Below are 20,652 nucleotides of genomic sequence, written 5' to 3'. Positions count from 1 at the left end.
GGAGGCAATTAATTTAAATTTTTTATAAACAATTTGCCGGGAAGCTGCCGAACCAAATCTTTGAATTCAAGCGATAGCAAGTGAACAAGCGTATCAGTTACAGATAATCCTGAAAGTTCCGCAATTTTATCAACATGCATCGGCTCTGTTGAAGATAAAACATCAAGAATCTTTGCTTCAAAAACATTTAATTCAACTTTTGGCTTGGGAGGTTCAGATTTCAGAATCGGCTGGATCAAAGGACGAATTTCTTCTATTATATCTTCAACATTTTCAACGAGCTTTGCCTTGTTTTGTTTTATCAGAAAATTTGTACCTTGACTTTTGACGCTATCAATGTTTCCGGGAACCGCAAAGACCTCACGATTTTGATCATTCGCAAATTCAGCTGTTATCATCGCACCTCCAGTTTTACTCGTCTCAATTATTAAAACTCCAAGTGACATTCCACTTATGATTCTATTTCTTCTCGGAAAATTCATTGCATCTGGCTTTGTCCCCATGGGAAATTCAGAAACGATCGCACCGTTTGATATAACGCTCTCAACGATCTTTCTATTTTCAGGCGGATAGATATAATCAACACCGGAACCGAGAACCGCAATTGTTCTACCACCAGATTTCAACGCAGAAGTATGCGCGATTGTATCAATTCCTCTCGCAAAACCGCTTATGATTGTCAAATTGATTTTCGTCAACTCAACAGCAAACCTCTCGCAGATTATTTTTCCATAAGGCGTTGGTGTCCTTGTCCCAACTATCGCAATTGAATACTTATCTTTTTCAATCAAATTTCCGCGCACAAAAAGAACAACAGGTGGATCATAAATTTTTCTTAAAAGATCTGGATAATCAGAATCCCAAAGTGTTAAAATTCTTGTCCCAACTTTTTCAGCTTTTGAAAGTTGCTCGTCTATGAATTTTGAATTTTGGTTTCTCATTTCAATGATTCTTTTAGCAAGTCCTTTGTCTATGCCTTCCACTTTAACTAATTCTGTAAGTGGCGCTTTAAAGATAAGCTCGGTGTCTTTGAAATAATTTACAAGATTTCTTATACGTCCTGAACCTATTCCTGGGATCGTGGTTAGTTTTAAAATATGTCTTACATCAACATTCATTTTTCATCATCAATTAGTTCAATTCCATCAACGACAGCAACAACGAGCGTATGAACTGGCACATCATCCTTTCCGAGAATTTGTCTCGCTGAAGTTCCTTCTTGAAGAGCTATCACAATATCACCGATTCCTGCATCTACCATATCAAGGGCAAGCATATCCCTGCCGATAAAATTACCTTTCAAATCAATTGGTTGAATTACCAAGATTTTGTAAGGTTTCAGTTTTTCATTTTTCTGCGTTGCAACGATAGTTCCTGTTACTTTCGCAAGTATCAACTTTCGCCCGTTTTAACTTTTTTTGAAAATTTCTTTTAAAATGTCCCACCATTTATAGTTCTCAATATGAACGAGGTCAAAAATCATTATTCCATCGGTCTTATTAAAAGCCATTTCCACTGCTTTTTTAAATCTTTCTGGTTCTCCCTTATACTGTTCAACATATAAGCTCCCATAAACTGGGACAACTCCCATCGTCACTTTTTTGGCAAGTTCAGCCGAACCTTCAACTGAATACCAAACTTGTTTGACTGGTTTCATTCCCGGCTCTGTAAGTTTTGAAGCATCTATTTTGTTCTTTGCCTCAACTTCTTCTTTTGTTACTTCATAAAAGTAAAGTCCTGAACATAGGAAATCCAGCAATTCTGCGTATCCGGTTTTGTTATAATCTGGTGTTGCCCAATCAAACTCAGGTTTAAATTTCTCGCTTGCCCAGTTAACTCCAAGCTCATAATATGTCAAATACCACGAGCCAGCATAATCACCGAACAAAACATTTGGCTTTGTTCGTTTGACCACTTCCCTTGCCTTTTTGAAGAAATCTTTGATAATCATTGCCCTCCATTTAATCCACTCTTTAAAATATCTCCCCCTAACTATGCTGTCTCCCTTGATTTTGAATATGTCGTCTGGAAATTTGATTTTTTTACCAAGCCATTTCTCAAACTTCACTCGTGAAGAATCGCTAAAATCGGCATAAATCCCATCATACCTTACTCTGTCAAGAACAATTCCATCTATGTTAAAATTTTTCACTATCTCTTCAATTATTTTCAGCTCATATTCTTGGACCTGCTCAAGTGCTGGATTAACCATCGCCGAGTATTTGTGCTTTTGCTGTGTTATCGGTATGAATCCATCTTTCGTGTAAATAACCGTTGCCCATTCTGGATGCTTCCAATAAACAACTCCTCGGTCGTGATAATTATGCCCTTCACAAAATACATTTAAAGCTAAATGAACTTTCAAATTTCTTTTCCTCGCTTCATTTATAATTGTATTTACAAAATCAAATGTGTCAGGTCTGGTGTAGTTGCCCCAGGTTTTCATTTTTGGTGCGTATTTGCTATCGTAAAGGACTTCGCCAGATATCGGTTTGACATCAACAATTATATCCGTAATCCCAACCTCAACACACTTGTCAAGAACTTTGACAATTCCAGCATGGCTTCCGAGCAGTTCAAAATTTGCAGTTGCATCAAACCATAACATTTTCGGCTTTTCCCCAGATAAAACAAAATAATTGAAAGCGTTAAGAAAAAAGACAAGCGCTAAAAATTTTCTCATTTTCATTTTAATCAATTCCGATTTTTATTTTTAAATCTCTTACGATTTCCTCCGCTTCTTTCTTTGATTTCGCCTCCGCAATTATCCTTAAAATCGGCTCGGTATTTGATTTTCTTATATGAACCCACTTGTCTCCAAAATCAATCCTTAAGCCATCTTCTGTGTTGATCTCTGCATCGCTATAAATCTCTTTTACTTTTTTGAAAATCTCATCCGGATTCACACCTTCAATGTTAATCTTCGTTTTGAAGATCTCAAACTCTGGCAATGTTTTTTTAAATTCTGAAACTTTTCCACCAAATTCAACAAGGTTCTGCAGAAAAAGTGCTATCCCAACAAGCGAATCCCTTCCATAGTGAACTTCCGGCAGAATAACACCGCCACTTCCTTCACCACCGATTATGGCATCGGTTTCTTTCATTTTTTTAACGACATTTATCTCTCCAACCGGGCTTCTATAAACTTTGGCGTTGTAATTTTTCGCGATCTCTTCAACAGCCTTCGTCGTGGACAAATTGACAACTACATTTTTATTTATACCTTTTTTATCCAAAACTATCTTCACCGCTTGAACAATTGTATACTCCTCACCGAATGGCTCACCCTTCTCTGTGACGATAACAAGGCGATCTGCATCTGGATCAACAGCTATTCCGAAATCAGATTCAGTTTGCTTCACAACTTCACAAAGTTCCGTAAGGTTCTCCGGTAAAGGTTCTGGCTCGTGTGTAAAAACTCCGCTTCCGTCACAATTTAACTTTACAACTTTACAACCAAATTCCTCAAGCAGTTTTGGAACGATCTCCGATCCAGCACCATTGATGCAGTCAACGACAACCTTAAATCTTCGCTTCCTTATTCTTTCCGCATCAATGAAGCTAATTTGTAAAATTTTCTGGATATGTTTTTCAATGAAGGATCTATCTTGAGCATAATTGCCGATTTTGTCCCATCGGGCAAACGACAATTTGCTTTCAGAAAGTTCAACAAATTTTTTATGTTGTTCGGGTGATAGGAAAGTTCCATCTGCCGAAATAAATTTCAAGCCGTTCCACTTCTCCGGGTTGTGGCTTGCTGTGATCATAACCCCACCTTTTGCATCGGAATGTTCAACTGCAAGTTGTAATGTCGGAGTCGGGCACACGCCAATATCAACGACCTCGCAACCCATCGCAATAAGTGTCCCTGAAACGATATTAGAGATAAAAAAACTATGCGCTCGCGTATCACGACCAACCATAATTTTTCCACGACCGGAAAACTCAGCAAACGCTGAAACAAACTTCACAATTTCAAATGGAGTTAGTGCTTCCCCAACCACCCCCCTAACTCCGGATACGCTAACCATCAACCAACTCATTTTTCATTGGTTTTATTTTTTACGACTTTTCAAAAATTTACACAAATAAACAAAAATTGACAAAATCCGAATCAACTTGATTTTATCATCCCTTTTGATTATCATTGTAAAAAACCAACCTGTTGAAGTTGAAATGAGGAAAATTCTTTTTTGGCTAAAAGCTGGGATTATTGTTTTAATAACAATTCCGATGGGAATAATTACTGCGTTGCTTCTCCCTTTCAACTATAAAGGGAAAATCTATCACTTTATGGCGAAAATTTGGTCAAAAATTGTTCTTCTAATTTTCAATGTCAAAGTCAAGGTCAAAGGCATTGAAAATATTTTAAGCAAGAAGAATTACATTTACATCTCAAACCACGCAAGCGCAATGGACATACCAGCTCTTATTTGCGGTATCCCTGATCAAATTCGTTTTCTTGCGAAACAGGAGCTCGGAAAGATACCTTTATGGGGATGGCTTTTAAAATACGGAGGATACATACTAATTGACAGAAGAAATCCTAAAAGAGCTATCAAAAGCGTTCAAAAAGCGATTGAAAAGATCAAAAGCGGCGTTTCAGTTCTTGTCTTCGCAGAAGGAACGAGGAGTGTTAACGGAGAGCTTTTGCCGTTTAAGCGGGGCGGTTTTATGCTTGCAATTAAATCAAATACACCCGTCGTCCCAGTTACGATCTTGAACAGCCATCAAATTATGCGAAAACATAAACTTGAAATAAACCCTGGGACAATTGAAATTCTAATTGACAAACCTATTGAGGTTAGCAACTTTACAGGCAGAGAGGGTGAGACGAAACTTATGGAATTAACACGAGAAATAATCGCCAAAAATCTCAAAAAAATAAAAAACCTTTAATCTATGGCAATCACAATTAAAGATGTTGAATACATAGCAAAATTAGCACGACTTGAGTTCAAAGAGGAGGAAAAAGAAAAATTCACAGAACAATTTAACCGAATTCTTGAATACATAGACAAGCTAAATGAGCTTGACACGACAAATGTTGAACCGCTTTATCATGTGATTGATTTAAAAAATGTGTTTCGTGATGACATAGTCAAAGAAAGTTACCCACGGGAAGAAATTTTAAAAAACGCGCCCGCAAGAACAGAATTTTTCTTTAAAGTTCCAAAGGTAATCCCAACTGAGAAAACTACAGAAGAAAATAACGAAGAAACTGAATAGATCAATGCCTCACATCATTGGAGTAATTCCAGCGCGGTATGCGTCAACCCGATTTCCCGGGAAACCTCTTGCAAATATACTTGGCAAACCGATGATAATGTGGGTTTATGAAAACGCAATGTCATCAAAACTTATGAACGAGGTTTTTGTCGCAACAGATGATGAAAGAATTTTTAACACAGTTAAAAATTTCGGTGGAAATGTAATTATGACTCCATCCGAACTACCAACCGGAACAGATAGGATTGCCTTTGCCGTCCGTGATCTTGAAGCAGATATTGTTGTTAACATTCAGGGCGATGAGCCGTTAATTACTGGAGAAATGATTGATTTAGCAATAGAACCTCTTTTGAATGAAAATCAAATTGATATATCAACGCTTGCCGTGAGGATAAACGATGTTGATACTCTTTTTAATCCAAATGTTGTCAAAGTTGTCTTTGATAAAAACAATTTAGCTCTTTATTTCTCAAGAAGTCCGATTCCCTTCTGTAGAGATGCGAAAACAAAAGATGAGTGGTTAAAGTCAGGGGTCCATTACAAACACATCGGAATTTATGTCTACAGGAAAAATTCGCTTTTAAAGTTTGTTGATCTAAAAAAATCAAATCTTGAAGAAGTTGAGCAACTTGAACAATTGAGAGCAATTGAAAACGGAATGAAAATAAAAATCGTGTTAACCGACAAAGATACTATCGGCGTTGACACCCCAGATGATCTTGAGAAAGTTGTCAATATCCTAAAACAAAGCGAGGTTTTTTGAAATGACAAATAAAAAAACAAAATATATTTTCGTCACAGGTGGTGTTGTTTCATCACTTGGTAAGGGAATCGCTTGTGCATCGCTTGGTCTATTACTTAAATCAAGAGGTTTAAAAGTCACAATCCAGAAATTTGATCCTTACATAAATGTTGACGCTGGAACTATGAACCCATATCAACATGGCGAAGTTTATGTCACAGATGACGGAGCTGAAACTGACCTTGACCTTGGACATTATGAAAGATTCCTTGATATCAACATGTCAAGATTAAACAATACAACAACTGGGCAAGTTTATTACGAAGTCATAATGAGGGAAAGGAAAGGTGATTATCTCGGCGCAACGGTGCAAGTCGTTCCGCATATAACAAATGAAATTAAACGAAGGATCACACTCCTGACAAAAGAGGACAATTACGATATCATAATAACTGAAATTGGTGGAACCGTTGGAGATATAGAAAGCTTGCCTTTTCTTGAAGCAATAAGGCAATTTATGCTACAAGTCGGGAAACAAAACGCTATCAATATTCATGTAACACTTATTCCATACATTAAATCCGCTGGTGAACTTAAAACTAAACCAACACAACACAGTGTCAAAACACTACTTGAAATTGGGATTCAACCTGACATTTTAATTTGTAGAACTGAAAGACCATTGGCGAAGGAAATAAAAGAAAAAATTGCCCTGTTCACTAATGTTGAACCTGAAGCAGTAATTCAAGGAATAGATGTGGAATCAATTTACGAGATACCTTTGATTTTCCACGAGGAGGGACTTGACGAGATCGTTTTGAAAAAATTAAACATCACAGCAAAAGAACCTGACTTAAAGGAATGGAAAAAATTTGTTGAAAAGATAAAAAATCCCAAAGATTCTGTTGAGATCGCAATATGTGGAAAATATACCGAGTTAAGAGATGCATACAAGAGTATAATTGAATCGTTTGTTCACGCAGGCGCTGAAAATGAATGCAAAGTTAATATAAGGTGGATAAGAGCTGAAGACATAGAAAAGCAAGGAGCGGAAAAGTTTTTGAAAGATGTCCACGGGCTTTTGATCCCGGGCGGATTTGGCGAAAGAGGAATTGAAGGGAAAATAAGAGCGATTCAATACGCCCGCGAAAATAAAATTCCGTTCTTAGGGATCTGCCTTGGAATGCAATGTGCTGTAATTGAATTTGCAAGAAATGTCTGCGGATTAAAAGAAGCAAATAGCACAGAATTTAATCCGTCAACTCCTTATCCAGTGATTGACCTTCTCCCAGAACAACTTGGAATTCAAATGAAAGGCGGGACTATGAGATTAGGCTCATACCCAGCGATCTTGAAACCTGGAACGAAAGCTTACTCCGCATACGGCACGGACAAAATAAATGAAAGGCACAGACATAGATATGAACTTAACAATAAATTTAGAGAGATCCTTGAGTCAAAAGGGATGATATTTAGCGGGCTTTCACCAGATGGATTGCTTGTTGAAATAATTGAACTATCAGATCATCCTTGGTTTGTTGGAGTCCAGTTCCATCCAGAGCTTAAATCAAGGGCGACGAAACCACATCCGCTTTTTCGCGATTTCGTTAAGTCGGCTTTGGAATTCAAAAAGAAAAAACCGAAAACTTTGGAAGAATTGAACATAGTAATAAGATGAAAAGGTTTAGATTTGATGGGAGAACCGAACAAATTTTGAGAAAAATTTTCAAAACGAAAGAAAAATCCATTGAGCGACTTGAAGGCCTCGTTGACGATTTCATAAAATCAACCTTAAACATCAACCTCGCTGAAGTTTTCCTCCAAAATTTCATCATCTATCTTAACATCTCTCCAAATCCAGAACAAAGTTTAAATAACTTTGCTCGCTTCATTGAAAACTCGTTTAATAAATCTTCACTTTATAAAGACCTCGCTATCTATCCACAAATGTTAAAAATTCTGCTCACAACATTCGGCTATTCGCAGTATCTCGCAGATATCTTCGTTCGCGACCCTGAATTATTTCGCTGGATTACATCAACGAACGCGCTTGATAAAAAACCATCAAAACAGGACTTATTGACCGAAGCAAAAAATTTAATCGCTAATTTTCAAACCCTTAAAAATAAATTGAACGCATTGCGAAGATTTAAAAGAAAAGAAATTTTACGAATCGGAGTTTCAGACATCCTTGGGATTTCAAGCTTTGAAGAGACATTAAATTTTCTCTCCGATCTTGCCGAAGCCATAGTTGAAATTTGCCTTGAGCTCGCAGTTGAAGAAACAAGAAAAAAATTTTCATTCTTTCCAGAAACTGAATTTTCAATAATCGCGCTTGGAAAACTTGGTGGAAAAGAATTGAATTATAGCTCCGATATTGACTTGATTTTCATTTACAATCAGGACGGAGAACATAAAATTAATGGCAAAGTCATCTCTTATTACGAAGTTTTCAACGCTCTCGTTTCACTTTTGATTAACTTTCTTTCGGACAAAACAGAGGAAGGTTCGCTTTATAGAGTTGATTTCAGATTAAGACCAGAGGGCACTTCTGGCTCGCTTGCCCGTTCTCTGCTTGGTTATTTAACCTACTATGAAGTTTACGGAAAACTGTGGGAACGACAGATGCTCATAAAAGCAAGACCAATAGCAGGCGATTTGAACTTCGGCTGGAAATTTTTAAACATGCTTGACTCGTTTATATATCCAAAATCATTTTCGGAAGACCCCACAGTTGAGATAGCTAAGATAAAAGCAAAACTTGAAGCAACCGCTACAAGCGAATATAACATCAAATTGCGAAGCGGAGGAATAAGAGATATTGAATTTATCGTTCAAACGCTCCAGCTATTAAACGCCGGAAAGTTTCCATCCCTGAAAATACAAAACACATTGAAAGCAATTGAGAAACTTGAAGACCTTGGACTTCTCACAAAAAATGAAGCAAAACTATTGCGTGAAAATTACATTTACTTCAGGCGAATTGAACACTTACTTCAAATTTCGCACAATACACAAACACATACAATCCAACTTGATCCACATACTTTAACCACACTTGCAAAAGCTGTGAAAATTTACGAATATGAAAAGAAAGGAGAAACCCTTGCTTTCCCTTCCCCATCAACCCCGGATTGGAAAATTTTTAAGCAAGACCTTGATCAAAGGTTTGAAGATGTGCGAAAGATTTACGAAAAAATCTTTGCGATCAAAACAAAGCCCGAGATTCTTATTCCAGTTGATGATGAAACTTCTCAAGAAAAATTCAAAAGAATCTTATACGATTTCAGCTTCAAAGATCCAGAAAAAGCGATGCGAAACATTGAGTTTCTATCAAGGGGAAAGCTAATCACTGGGGAAGAGGTTTTCAGCGCGATTGAAGAAAATTCCTTTATAAAAATATCATCCCTTATCCTCAATGAGGTCTCAAAAACGCTCATCCCTGACATAACTCTTGACAACTTCCGAAAAATTGCACAAGGTTTTCGCTATTCCAAATCATTTTACGATTTGCTCTTAAACGATTCGTTCAGGAAAATTATAATCAACATTTCACAATTCAGTCCAAGATTTTCAAATTTGCTATCTCTGAAGCCATACCTGCTTGATGCCCTTCTCTCAGAGGACAATTTAAGCACACTAAAAACGACAAGAGAAATTTTTGAATTTTTCAGTCGCTATGTGGACTTTAAGATTCACGATTTCAAATTATTAAATGAAATGCGCTTGTTAATTCTGAACCTTGATGGATTCATCGCATTTTCACGACTTTCCGAGGAATTGACTTCACAAGCTGAATTAATACTGCAAAAAATTTTTCATGAAATTTTTAATGAAGAGGAAAAACGGAAAATCGCAATAATTGGGCTTGGCAAATTCGGCTCTGAAGAGATGAATTACGACTCCGACATAGATGTCGTTTTCATAACCGATGAAACGAACATAGAAAAATACGATTCATTGACAGTAAAATTTGAGAAGTTGCTTGAAGAGCTAACACAAATTGAGATTGAAAAACTTTACGATGTTGATGTGCGACTTCGCCCCGAGGGAAGAAACTCACCCATCGTCATAAATCTTGAATATCTAAACAACTATATTCAAAGCAGAGCTCAGTTTTGGGAAATACAAGCGTTGACAAGAGCGAGGTTTATCACTGGAAGTTATGAGATATCGCAAAAGGTTTTTGATCTGGTTTATGAAAAAATTTTAAAACTTGAATTCACACGATCGCTTGCTGATTACATCTTTGAAATGAGACAAAAAATGGAAAAAAACATCAAACCCGATAAAATTGATATAAAGTTAAGTTCTGGAGCTTTGACCGATATTGAATTCATCGCACAAATTTTGCAGATGCGATATTTAAAAAATTTAGGCAAAATTGAACGGAACACTCCGAAAGCACTCGCAACTTTGTTAAAGTGCGGATTTATAAAACCAGATGAATATCAAACTTTAAATTTGAATTATCAATTCTACAGGGAGGTTGAGAAATTTCTTAGAGTTTCGCTTGGGACGAAATCAAATTCAATTCCGGATGATCCAGAGAAACTTGAATATCTTTCGCTATGTATGGGCTATAGATTTACCGAAGAATTTGTTGACTCTCTCAAAAGCAGAATGAAAAAAACGAGAGAAGTTTTCAGAAATATCGTTGATAGAATCACTCGCCGATAATTTTAATCACGACTCTTTTTCTTCTTTGACCGTCAAATTCAGCGTAGAAAACTTGTTGCCATGGTCCGAAATCAAGCCGTCCATCTGTGACAGGGATAATTACCTCGTGATGGATCAGCAAGCTTTTTAGATGAGCATCTGCGTTTGTTTCACCAGTTCTGTGATGTTTATAATTTGGATTAAATGGGGCAAGTTTCTCAAGCCATTCGCTTAAATCTTCAAGCAGACCATCTTCATCATCGTTGACAAAAACTGCTGCGGTCACATGCATTGCTGAAACAAGGCAAAAACCTTCTTTTATTCCGCTCTTCTTCAATGCTTCGTTTACTTTATCAGTGATGTTAATTATCTCACGCTTGTTTTTTGTGTTGAAGGTTAAATACTCGGTGTAAGATTTCATAACGGATTGATTTAACTTTGTTTTAAAAAATTTGGATGAGTTTAAATCCGAGCGGTTCAAGTTTGAAGTTCACGAATTCATCAATTTTAACCTCTGCGTTTCTGTCTTCAAAGACATCGTAAAATTTAACTTTTCCATTTTTAATTTTTTTCTTCAAAATTTCATCAACCTGCAGTTTGGTCGTCACGCCCCATGTTGAAAGATTCGCCACGACGAGGACAACTTCGTCTTCGTATTTTCTCCAGAAAGCGTAGATCTTATCATCATTTAGAGTTTTCGCTTTGATCATTTCTCCTCTTTTCAGAGCAAGAGAATTTTTTCTAAAGTTAAACAATTTTTTATAGAACGAGTAAAATTTTCTCCCTCTTTCGCTCTCGTCCCTTGACATCACTTGCTTTTCAAAAAGTGAAAGATTTGTCGTATCGCCATATTCCTGTCCATTGTAAATGAGTGGGACGCCTGGAATTGTATTTACGATAACAGCTGAAACGAGCGCGCCTTCATCTCCAAAGAACTTAACAGCTCTTGGTTTATCGTGATTTTCGTTAAATCGCAATCTCAACGCTCCTTTCGGGAACTTGTATTTTTCGCTTTCAAGCACATTGTCAAGAACGGAAGGCAAATGCCCCTTTCTTATTATCCTTGCGAGTGCATCGTAAACATTCCAACTATATGTTAAATCAAACGCCTCAAGATGCTGTTCTGGCAAGCTTCCCTCCGCAAGCATCAGCACAGGTTTAATTTTATCAAGCTCTTTTCTCGCTTCGTTCCAAAAATCAATCGGGACAAGCTCAGCAACATCACAGCGATAGCCATCAATGTCAAACTCTCTGATCCAGTATTTCATCACATCAAGCATGTATCTTCTTAACTCTGGATTATCGTAATTTAAATCAGCGACATCTGTCCAGTCAGAATTTGGGGATATTATCTCCCCTTCATCGTTTTTGGAATACCAGTCAGGATGTTTTCTAATTAACTCATTGTCCCAAGCGGTGTGATTTATCACAAGATCAATTATGACCCTTATTCCATTTTCATGCGCTGTTTTAACGAGCGATTTGAAATCTTCTTTCGTTCCGTATTCAGGATTTATTTCGTAGTAATCTTTTACTGAATATGGGCTTCCGAGCGTTCCTTTTCTTTTTTCTTTTCCAATCGGATGAATCGGCATAAGCCATATGACATTTATCCCAAGATCTTTAAGCCGTGGGATCTCTTTTTCTATCTCTTTAAATGTTCCTTCTCTTGAAAATGCCCTTGGATAGATTTCGTAAATTACGGCATCTTTAACCCATTCTTCACTTTTTCTTGCTTTTTTGTAATAAAACTCGCTTTTCAAAAGATCAGCGATTTCCGAATATTCAACTATTGCAACTGGCTTGTAAATCCCACCAGGTCCACCGTGATCATAAACCATCACGACAATCTCATTTATCCCTTGTTTTAAAAATTTCGTCACATCAAAATAAAAATCATCGCTATATCCACGATGTTCACCAACCAATTCACCATTTAACCAAACTCCGCAATCGTCATCTACGCCACCAAATAAAATTGCGTATTTTTTCCCTTTGTCAATTCTTTTGACCTCAAAACTTTTATAATACCATGCAATTCCATCGTGCTTTGAAAAATTAGAATATCTTTCCCAAAAGCTCGGCACTTCAACTTTTTCCCAATCAGTTCTATCAAAATTAGCAGAATACCAAAACTGTGAAAGCCCAACATCTTCTGGGTCAACTTTAAAAAGCCATTCGCCACTTAAGTCAATCATCTTTTTGACGCCACTGGTGTATTTTGAAGAGGAACACGAAAAAATAAAAAACGCAATGAGAAGGATTAGAAAAAGATTTCTCATTTTATGACTATCATTTTTCTTACCTCATATCCGCGTTGTGTTTGAAGTTTATACAAATAAATTCCGCTTGTCATCTCGTTGATCTTAACATTCCCGAGATTAAATAAAACTTCCTTTCTTCCTGCGCTTTGAAACCCATCAACTAAAACGGCAATCTCACGACCTACTATGTCATAAACGGTCAATCGGACATAGGTATCGTTGAAAAGATGATAAATTATCTTTGTTTCGGAATTAAACGGATTTGGGAAATTTCCAATGATCTCAAAATCCTTGTTTAAACCAATTCCTATTTTGACCTCATCAGAATATTCGGAACTCCCATCTTTGTTAATTCGTTTGACCCTGTAATAATAAACTGCGTTGCTTTCAACTGTATTATCAACGAAGACATACCTTTTCTGATCGGAAGATGAAACTTGATAAACAGGTTGAAAGATTTCGTCTTTTATTTTTCTCTCCACGACGAACTTATCAACAAATATAGGATCTTCAATTTCCCAGATTATTGTGATGTCATTTCCTTTCATCTCGGCCGAAATTTTTATCTCTGGAGAACAAATTGGCGCAGAAGATGGAATAAACTTAACACCACTATATTCAAGGTTGCTTACATTTCCAGAGATGTTGATCGTTTCGTTTTCAAACTTTAAAAAGAAAAATATATCGCTATCAACCTTGACAAAGTATCTCGGGAGTCGCTGGACAAGTTCTGATTTTCTTGCTTTGAACATTACAACTTCATCAATAGAAACATTCTCAAGCCTCACAATGGGACGGTTGACCTCAAACTGTGAGAGATTCGGTATGAAGATTTCATCAATTTTTTCTCCATCAACATAAAATCTCAAGATATTTTCGGTTCCGCTTGCTATTATTAAAACATTGTGCCAATTCCCATCGCTTACAAACTTCGGCAGTGTTATTTCGTATTTCCCAATTGAATTGCTCATTGAAAGGAATATATTTCCAGCTTTTAGCCCGACCGTGATAAAGCTTCTATCAATCCCCGACCTAATTGAAATTGCTCTTCCCCTCATTGATGTTGCTCTCATCCAGAACGAAAGCGTGAAACCATTCTTTGCGCTAAATTTTTCGTTTACATTAAATCTAATAAAACCATCCTTTTCAAATCTTACACAAAGACCCGCCGTTTTTTCAATATAATTTTTAACTTTGATATTGACTTGGGCTTTTTCTAATTCAGATGGATCAAAGATCAGGGAATCAATAGAAAATTTCACAGGTAAAAATTTCAACTGAATTTCACCAACTGACTTGGTGCTCGCTACGAACACATAACTTCGCAAAGCAGACGAATGTGTTAATGTATCAACAAAGAAAAACATTCTCCTACCGACAAATCCTTTCGGCAAATTGTTTCTCACGGTTGAGAACTGATTTAATCTTGCTGGCTCAATGTTGAGAATTGAATCTCCGATTAAATAGCTCTCACTTAGAGTTATGTCCCCATCGGTAGAAAGAATTACTAAAATTGTGTCATCAGGTTCAGATAACACATCAAGCTTAATAGCGAACCTCTCGCCTCTTACAACCTCATTTGGATATTGTATAAACGAGATTCTCTGCGCGAAAGATTGAGAAACTGTTATAGTCAACGCAAAGATGAAAAACAAAAGATTACGCAAACCTAATTTAAAACACATTGAACTTTTATCATCGTCCATAGCGAGCAGAAGGTTTTATTTTATCGCATCTGTTTTAAAAATTCAAGCCGATCTTTTAATTTTGAAGCTGGCACTAAAAGTTTATCTTTCCCGAATATGGCTTCTTCTCTATTTGTGAAAACAAGCTCATATTCTTTGCTCATCACGATCGCTTCTTCTGGACAGACCTCTTCGCAAAGCCCGCAGTATATACAACGCAACATATTTATTTCAAATTTTTTCGGATATCGTTCCTTATCAAGTTCAGTTTCATCAGCTACAACTTCAATAGCAAGCGCTGGACATACCCTTGCACATAGTCCACAAGCAACGCATCTTTCAACTCCTGTTTCATCATCAACCACAAGGACAGGTCTTCCGCGGAACGAAGCTGGTGGTTGCCACTTAACATCTGGATATTCAAATGTAACCTTCGGTTTGAATATCTGACGAAATGTTATGCTCAAACCCTTTATAATTTCAGGAAGATAAAGTCGTTCAAGCAGATTCATATTCGCCTTTCGCTTTATCTCCCTTGTCCTCGGTCTTCCGTTTGTTTTTATCTCCGTCATGGTAGATTAAATTTATTTTTGATTTTGCTGAATATGTAAAGTCGCGTTGATGGTTTTCATTTAAATAATCATCTTAACAAGTCCAGTTGCAAGGACATTTAAAAGAGCAAGCGGTAACAAAACTTGCCATCCAAGACGCATTAGTTGATCATATCTAAACCTCGGCAAAGTCCATCTAACGAGCATGAACAAGAAAATTATAACTCCAGCTTTTGCAAAGAACACAATTACTTGTAAAATTCCAGCGAGGTTCGGATTCATACCACTATAAATGTCAACAAATGGGAAATACCAACCTCCAAAATAAAATGCCGTCATAAGCAAACTTGCTGTTATTATGTTGGTATATTCTGCAAGATAAAACGCTCCAAATTTCATACCAGAATACTCAGTATGATAACCAGCGACAAGTTCAGGTTCAGCTTCAGGTAAATCAAAAGGCAATCTGTTAGTTTCAGCGAACGCAGAGACAAGGAAAATTATAAAACCAACAGGTTGATAAAATATATTCCAGACATTTGCTTGAGAGCGAATTATCTCGTCAATTTGGATTGATCCAGAAACGAGAACAACACCGACGAGCGAAAGTCCGAGCGAAAGCTCATAACTTATCATTTGAGCCGAAGCCCTCAAAGCACCGAGAAGTGAATACTTATTATTTGATGACCATCCGCTTAATGTTATTCCGTAAACGCCGAGCGAGCTTAGCGCAAGAATGTAAAGAAAACCGATATTTACATCAGCTACGACAAGTTTAATTTCATTTCCGTTGATAACAAGTTTTTCTCCAAGTGGCAAAACTGCAAAAACGCTGTAAGCAACAAAGAGCGAAATTATAGGTGCGATCGTGTGTAAAGTTTTGTCAGCGTTTGCAGGGATGATTTCTTCTTTGAAAATAATTTTAACAACATCTGCAATTGGCTGAAACAACCCAAATGGACCGACTCTGTTCGGACCAAGACGATCTTGAATAAACGCCGAAATTCTTCTTTCCACATATGTCAAAACAGCTGAAACAGTTAAGAAAAGAAGTATGAAAATCGCTGATTTAATTACGACAATCAATAGCGTTTCCATGTGCTTTGTGCTTTTTGTTTAAAAAATTTTCCATTCTCAACAAAAATAATTACCCCCCACGAAGGGGGGAGATTAAATTAAAACTCAACCGTAGCCATTTCTTTATTTATGAATGCTCCCTCATCACCAATGGATTCGTAGCTTAAACCCTTGAACTCACGAATGCTTTGTGAAAGGTCGCTAAATACATCTTTAACATTTTTATAGCTAAATTTTCCACCAAGCTCGTTGGCTATTTGAGTTATCACCCACCACGAAGGTTTAACATTTCTTCTTTCAGCGTTTGCCCATCTGTCAAATTCAGTTCCAAACTTGAATAATCTTGAAAAAGCAAATTTTGATTTATCAATTTCACCAGTGTTTGGTCTTGCCTCGCCAAACTTTCTCGGTTTATGAAGCATGTATGGTTCAATATCTTTCGGTAGCACTGCTATATTTATTTTTTGAACCCTTCCTTCAAAATTCGTAAATGTTCCCTCTTTCTCCGCAAAAGATGCACTTGCAAATACAACCTTCGCTTTTTCAACAGTTTTATTCCTATTCGTTGTGTGAACAATTAATTCAACATCGTCAAGCAGGTTGTAAATCTCATCGTTTAAAACAATGTCATCATCCATAACATATATAACTTTAATCTTTTTTGCTTTCAATCCTTCAACTATTGCGTCAAATCCAAAGCCGTTATTCGCTTTGATTCCGACGAGTTTAGCTCCGGTTGAATTTGGAGTTTTATCTGCTCTTATGAGAAAATCATCTTCATCTCCATCTTTGACATGCGGTATAAAGTCAATGTATTTTGTCTTGAGGACAGATTTAGCGAATTTTTGAAGGACGAAATTATCCTCGTTTGTTGCGTAGGCAGAACCTATCACAGCGACTCCATCTGGTTTGACTGTTTTAAGTATTGAAGCAGCTTTCTCAATTGCGATATCCCAATCAACTTCAACAAGTTCTCCATTTTGACGAATCATTGGGGATTTTATTCTGTCGTCAGAGTTTACAGGTTTATAAGTAAAACGACCATAGTCACACATCCAATATCTATTGACTTCCATATTAACCCTTGGAGTGATTCTCAAAATTTCATTATTTCTCACCCATAGATAGACATTACAACCTCTTGCGCAACCAGTGCATACGCTTGGGACAGCGGTCATGTTCCAGGTTCGCTCCTTAAACCTGAAATCTTTTGAGGTAAGAGCACCAACTGGACAGATGTCAATTATATTCATTGAATATGGATTATCAACTCGTTTGCCCGGAAAAGTTGTCAAAACTACTCTATCTCCTCGCTGTACAAATGTCAATTGCGGATCTTTTACTATTTCCTCAAAAAATCTCACACATCTTGAACACATTATGCATCTTTCAACATCAAGAACCACATTTGGACCAAGCGGAACTCTTTTTGGCTTGTGAACTTTTTCCTCGTCAAATCTGCTATGTCCCGGACCATAGATGTATGTATAATTTTGAAGTTTGCATTCACCCGCCTCATCACATATCGGGCAATCTAATGGATGATTGATCAATATAAATTCAAGAACAGCTTGTCTTGCTTTTTTAACTTTTTCACTTTGAGTGTGAACAACCATTCCATCCATAACTCTGGTTGCACAAGCAATAGCAAGTTTCGGCATCTTTTCAATTTCAACGAGACACATTCTGCAATTTCCCGCAATTGAGAGCGCAGGATGATAACAGAAATGAGGTATATCAATCCCAAGTTCTTGAGCTGCTTGAAGAACGGTTATTCCATCTTTAACTTCGGTGGTTATTCCATCTATTGTTATTTTTGGCATTTGAATGTTTTATTTTGTTTGCTAATCAAGTTTTATCAAGTCCTCAAGCGGTGTATATTCAAGACCAAAAGCCTCGGCAACTCCTAAATGAGTTACTTTACCTTCAATTATATTAACACCTCTTCTTAATTCTTTGTTTGTTCTTATTGCCATTTCAAAACCTTTATCAGCAAGTTCAACCACATAAGGCAATGTCGCATTTGTAAGAGCAATTGTTGAAGTTTTTGGCACAGCACCTGGCATATTTGCAACGCCGTAATGTATAACTCCATATTCAACATAAATAGGTTCATCGTGAGTTGTCGCTCTTATCGTTTCAATACAACCGCCTTGGTCAACTGAGACATCAATTATCACAGCACCTTCTTTCATTTGAGCAACCATTTCCTTTGTTACAAGTTTTGGTGCTTTCGCTCCGGGAATTAGAACGGCGCCAATTAACACATCCGCTCTACGAACCGCTTTTGCTATATTGTATTCATTTGAAGCCATTGTGACGACATTTTTTGGCATGATGTCATCAAGATATCTCAATCTCTGAAGATTTACATCAAGAATTGTAACTCTTGCACCGAGCCCAGCTGCTATTTTCGCTGCGTTTGTCCCAACGACGCCAGCACCGATGATTGTAACATCTGCTGGCTCAACTCCGGGAACTCCACCGAGCAAAACTCCACGACCTCCCATTGCTTTTTCAAGATATTTTGCGCCTTCTTGCGGAGCCATTCTTCCAGCAATTTCGCTCATCGGCTCAAGCAAAGGTAAAGAACCATCATCTTTTTGGACTGTTTCATACGCAATTGCAATGCACCCAGATTTAATAACTGCCTCTGTCAACTCACGGCTTGCTGCGAAATGAAAATATGTGAATACGATTTGGTCTTTTCTCAGCAACTCATACTCATAACCTATTGGCTCTTTAACCTTAACAATCATATCCGCTTTTGCGTAGATTTCCTTTGGATCATCAACAATTTCAGCGCCTGCCTCTTTATAAAGTTCATCGCTAAATCCACTGCCAAGCCCAGCGCCTTTTTCAACTAAGACAGTATGACCGTGTGCTCTTAAAATTGAAACGCCAGCTGGTAAGAGTGCTACTCTGTTTTCCATCCTTTTAATTTCTTTTGGAACGCCTACTATCATAGGTTTTCTCCATATTATTTTTTGCTGGATTTATAATAATTGTTGTGAATCTCTCTTTATTTAAAACTTCATTTGCAACCTCACAAACCTCGTCGGATGAGATCGCTTCAATACCTCGTATAATCTCATTAATATCGGTGTATTTACCGTCATAGAAAAATTCTATCTGCGCAAGCCGTTGCATTCTATTTGACAAGCTCTCAAGCCCAATTAACAAAGAACTTTTAACTTGCGCTTTAGCTCTTTTTAACTCATCTAAACGAATTCCACCTTTGACAACTGAATCAAACTCCTTCCACACATATTCAATTGTTTTATCAACATTTTTCTTGTCGCATGCAAAATAAACTCCAAAAACACCCGAATCTTTAAACATCGCATAAAAAGAATAAATTGAATACACGAGACCCTGCTTCTCCCTTATGTTTTGAAACAAACGCGAACTCATTCCATCGCCAAGAATAGTGTTAAGAAGAAGCAGATGATCCCGCTTTGAATCCTTTGCCCCATAAGTTGCAGTGCCAATGCAAACATGAGATTGATTTGTTGCTTTCTCAACGGTGTGATTGACCGCTCTTACTTTATCAGGTTTTTCCCTTTTATAATAAAAACCATTTGTGCTTCGTGAATTGAAAAATCTATCAACATACCTTACGAGCTCATCGTGAACAAGATTCCCAGCCGCGGATATAACTATATTGTTTGGATTATAAAATTTTTTCAAGTGTTCAAAAAGTTTTTCCTGCGTGAATGCCTTTACAGTTTCTTTCGTCCCAATTATAGGAAAACCAAGCGGATGAGGATAGTAAATATAATATTCAAGCAGGTCACCAATATATTCCTCAAGATCATCTTCAATATCTTTTATCTCTTCAAAGACAACCCCTTTTTCTTTTTCAATCTCCTTTTTGTCAAAAACAGGATTTTGAATCATATCCGAAAGTATCTCAACCCCCTCTTTCAGATGTTCGCTCAAAATTCTCACATAAAAACAGGTATTTTCCTTCGTTGTGAAAGCATTTAAATAACCACCTATATCTTCAACGAATTCAGCAATTTCCTGCGCGTTTCTTTTTTTCGTCCCTTTAAAAACCATGTGTTCTATAAAATGGGTGATCCCGTTATTCGCCTCGTCCTCATCCCTTGAGCCGACATTAATCCACACACCAAGCGAAATACTTTTGACATATGGGATTGATTCAGAAACAACTCTTATGCCATTTTCAAGAACGGTTCTATTGTAATCTGCCGTAAAAAATTGAATTTTTTGCTTTTCTGCTATCGCTGATTTCTTCATTTCGTGATCAAGTTTTCAAAAAGTTAAGTTTTTACTTGTCCAAAATATACCAAGACCTTTTAAAATAATCAAGAAAAAAACCGCTCTCGGCAAGATTTAAATTTTTTGAAAACTTCACCCAGTATAAAAATCACTCCACACCAAATTTAAAGAAAAAATCTACAAACAAAACCGACAACATC

At 37.0% G+C, this 20,652-nt stretch carries 17 protein-coding genes; 5 read left to right on the top strand and 12 right to left on the bottom strand.

Features of this window, described 5'->3' with window-relative positions:
• Nucleotides 1–8: 8 nt before the first annotated feature.
• The 4 genes from dprA to glmM are packed head-to-tail and all read right to left on the bottom strand — an operon-like array spanning nucleotide 9 to nucleotide 4,031.
• Nucleotides 9–1,118 carry a DNA-processing protein DprA gene (gene dprA / locus NZ923_04030; GenBank protein MCS7229190.1) on the bottom strand — a complete coding sequence of 370 codons (1,110 nt, stop codon included), beginning with the start codon at nucleotides 1,116–1,118 and terminating at the stop codon, nucleotides 9–11.
• A complete protein-coding gene (locus NZ923_04025; GenBank protein MCS7229189.1) occupies nucleotides 1,115–1,396 on the bottom strand; it encodes a EutN/CcmL family microcompartment protein in 282 nt (93 codons plus the stop codon). Before NZ923_04025 ends, dprA begins: the two co-directional genes overlap by 4 nt.
• Before the next feature lie 12 nt (nucleotides 1,397–1,408).
• A complete protein-coding gene (locus NZ923_04020; GenBank protein ID MCS7229188.1) occupies nucleotides 1,409–2,683 on the bottom strand; it encodes a family 10 glycosylhydrolase in 1,275 nt (424 codons plus the stop codon).
• Nucleotides 2,684–2,690: 7 nt separating this feature from the next.
• On the bottom strand, nucleotides 2,691–4,031 hold the full coding sequence (gene glmM, locus NZ923_04015; protein MCS7229187.1) for a phosphoglucosamine mutase: 1,341 nt from the start codon (nucleotides 4,029–4,031) through the stop codon (nucleotides 2,691–2,693).
• 145 nt (nucleotides 4,032–4,176) lie between these two features.
• On the opposite strand from glmM, the gene NZ923_04010 reads away from it, so the two are divergent.
• Genes NZ923_04010 through NZ923_03990 form a run of 5 tightly spaced genes read left to right on the top strand, consistent with a single transcriptional unit; the run spans nucleotide 4,177 to nucleotide 10,651 of the window.
• The gene (locus NZ923_04010) at nucleotides 4,177–4,899 is read left to right on the top strand and encodes a 1-acyl-sn-glycerol-3-phosphate acyltransferase (protein ID MCS7229186.1); all 723 of its coding nucleotides are present in this window, start codon (nucleotides 4,177–4,179) and stop codon (nucleotides 4,897–4,899) included.
• Nucleotides 4,900–4,902: 3 nt separating this feature from the next.
• Entirely contained in the window at nucleotides 4,903–5,229 is a 327-nt protein-coding gene (gatC, locus tag NZ923_04005; GenBank protein ID MCS7229185.1) for an Asp-tRNA(Asn)/Glu-tRNA(Gln) amidotransferase subunit GatC, read from the top strand.
• Between the two features lie 4 nt (nucleotides 5,230–5,233).
• Entirely contained in the window at nucleotides 5,234–5,992 is a 759-nt protein-coding gene (kdsB, locus tag NZ923_04000) for a 3-deoxy-manno-octulosonate cytidylyltransferase (protein ID MCS7229184.1), read from the top strand.
• A gap of 1 nt (nucleotide 5,993) precedes the next feature.
• Nucleotides 5,994–7,649: a CTP synthase gene (locus tag NZ923_03995; protein ID MCS7229183.1), complete on the top strand. Its 1,656-nt coding sequence runs from the start codon at nucleotides 5,994–5,996 to the stop codon at nucleotides 7,647–7,649.
• Entirely contained in the window at nucleotides 7,646–10,651 is a 3,006-nt protein-coding gene (locus NZ923_03990; GenBank protein MCS7229182.1) for a hypothetical protein, read from the top strand. Before NZ923_03995 ends, NZ923_03990 begins: the two co-directional genes overlap by 4 nt.
• On the opposite strand, the gene NZ923_03985 is transcribed toward NZ923_03990, so the two are convergent.
• The 8 genes from NZ923_03985 to NZ923_03950 all read right to left on the bottom strand — a co-directional run bounded on the left by NZ923_03985 (nucleotide 10,638) and on the right by NZ923_03950 (nucleotide 20,470).
• On the bottom strand, nucleotides 10,638–11,051 hold the full coding sequence (locus tag NZ923_03985) for a secondary thiamine-phosphate synthase enzyme YjbQ (GenBank protein ID MCS7229181.1): 414 nt from the start codon (nucleotides 11,049–11,051) through the stop codon (nucleotides 10,638–10,640). The genes NZ923_03990 and NZ923_03985 overlap by 14 nt on opposite strands.
• 22 nt (nucleotides 11,052–11,073) lie before the next feature.
• Complete coding sequence (locus tag NZ923_03980) at nucleotides 11,074–12,828, bottom strand: alpha-amylase family glycosyl hydrolase (GenBank protein ID MCS7229180.1); 1,755 nt, start codon at nucleotides 12,826–12,828, stop codon at nucleotides 11,074–11,076.
• A gap of 80 nt (nucleotides 12,829–12,908) precedes the next feature.
• Nucleotides 12,909–14,600, bottom strand: a complete 1,692-nt coding sequence (locus NZ923_03975; protein MCS7229179.1) for a T9SS type A sorting domain-containing protein — start codon at nucleotides 14,598–14,600, stop codon at nucleotides 12,909–12,911.
• A 20-nt stretch (nucleotides 14,601–14,620) separates the two neighbouring features.
• Nucleotides 14,621–15,151, bottom strand: a complete 531-nt coding sequence (nuoI, locus tag NZ923_03970; protein ID MCS7229178.1) for an NADH-quinone oxidoreductase subunit NuoI — start codon at nucleotides 15,149–15,151, stop codon at nucleotides 14,621–14,623.
• 60 nt (nucleotides 15,152–15,211) lie between these two features.
• Nucleotides 15,212–16,228 (bottom strand): NADH-quinone oxidoreductase subunit NuoH, encoded by a 1,017-nt coding sequence (gene nuoH / locus NZ923_03965; GenBank protein MCS7229177.1) that lies wholly within the window; start codon nucleotides 16,226–16,228, stop codon nucleotides 15,212–15,214.
• A 77-nt stretch (nucleotides 16,229–16,305) separates the two neighbouring features.
• Entirely contained in the window at nucleotides 16,306–18,030 is a 1,725-nt protein-coding gene (locus NZ923_03960; protein MCS7229176.1) for a 2Fe-2S iron-sulfur cluster-binding protein, read from the bottom strand.
• Between the two features lie 21 nt (nucleotides 18,031–18,051).
• The gene (gene ald / locus NZ923_03955) at nucleotides 18,052–19,173 is read right to left on the bottom strand and encodes an alanine dehydrogenase (GenBank protein ID MCS7229175.1); all 1,122 of its coding nucleotides are present in this window, start codon (nucleotides 19,171–19,173) and stop codon (nucleotides 18,052–18,054) included.
• Nucleotides 19,145–20,470, bottom strand: coding sequence for an insulinase family protein (locus tag NZ923_03950; GenBank protein MCS7229174.1), 1,326 nt, complete (start codon nucleotides 20,468–20,470; stop codon nucleotides 19,145–19,147). Before NZ923_03950 ends, ald begins: the two co-directional genes overlap by 29 nt.
• Nucleotides 20,471–20,652 lie beyond the last annotated feature (182 nt).

It is taken from the genome of Candidatus Kryptonium sp. (assembly GCA_025060635.1).
Lineage (GTDB): Bacteria > Bacteroidota > Ignavibacteria > Kryptoniales > Kryptoniaceae > Kryptonium.
The sequence above is the reverse complement of the archived record's forward strand: the minus strand, read 5'-3'. Positions and strand labels throughout refer to the sequence as shown.

What these genes read in the sequence shown, in the direction of transcription:
- dprA (MCS7229190.1), bottom strand. Translation starts at nt 1,118, where the DNA reads ATGAATGTTGATGTAAGACATATTTTAAAACTAACCACGATCCCAGGA.
- NZ923_04020 (MCS7229188.1), bottom strand. Translation starts at nt 2,683, where the DNA reads ATGAGAAAATTTTTAGCGCTTGTCTTTTTTCTTAACGCTTTCAATTAT.
- glmM (MCS7229187.1), bottom strand. Translation starts at nt 4,031, where the DNA reads ATGGTTAGCGTATCCGGAGTTAGGGGGGTGGTTGGGGAAGCACTAACT.
- NZ923_04010 (MCS7229186.1), top strand. Translation starts at nt 4,177, where the DNA reads ATGAGGAAAATTCTTTTTTGGCTAAAAGCTGGGATTATTGTTTTAATA.
- gatC (MCS7229185.1), top strand. Translation starts at nt 4,903, where the DNA reads ATGGCAATCACAATTAAAGATGTTGAATACATAGCAAAATTAGCACGA.
- kdsB (MCS7229184.1), top strand. Translation starts at nt 5,234, where the DNA reads ATGCCTCACATCATTGGAGTAATTCCAGCGCGGTATGCGTCAACCCGA.
- NZ923_03995 (MCS7229183.1), top strand. Translation starts at nt 5,994, where the DNA reads ATGACAAATAAAAAAACAAAATATATTTTCGTCACAGGTGGTGTTGTT.
- NZ923_03990 (MCS7229182.1), top strand. Translation starts at nt 7,646, where the DNA reads ATGAAAAGGTTTAGATTTGATGGGAGAACCGAACAAATTTTGAGAAAA.
- NZ923_03985 (MCS7229181.1), bottom strand. Translation starts at nt 11,051, where the DNA reads ATGAAATCTTACACCGAGTATTTAACCTTCAACACAAAAAACAAGCGT.
- NZ923_03980 (MCS7229180.1), bottom strand. Translation starts at nt 12,828, where the DNA reads ATGATTGACTTAAGTGGCGAATGGCTTTTTAAAGTTGACCCAGAAGAT.
- NZ923_03975 (MCS7229179.1), bottom strand. Translation starts at nt 14,600, where the DNA reads ATGGACGATGATAAAAGTTCAATGTGTTTTAAATTAGGTTTGCGTAAT.
- nuoI (MCS7229178.1), bottom strand. Translation starts at nt 15,151, where the DNA reads ATGACGGAGATAAAAACAAACGGAAGACCGAGGACAAGGGAGATAAAG.
- nuoH (MCS7229177.1), bottom strand. Translation starts at nt 16,228, where the DNA reads ATGGAAACGCTATTGATTGTCGTAATTAAATCAGCGATTTTCATACTT.
- NZ923_03960 (MCS7229176.1), bottom strand. Translation starts at nt 18,030, where the DNA reads ATGCCAAAAATAACAATAGATGGAATAACCACCGAAGTTAAAGATGGA.
- ald (MCS7229175.1), bottom strand. Translation starts at nt 19,173, where the DNA reads ATGATAGTAGGCGTTCCAAAAGAAATTAAAAGGATGGAAAACAGAGTA.
- NZ923_03950 (MCS7229174.1), bottom strand. Translation starts at nt 20,470, where the DNA reads ATGAAGAAATCAGCGATAGCAGAAAAGCAAAAAATTCAATTTTTTACG.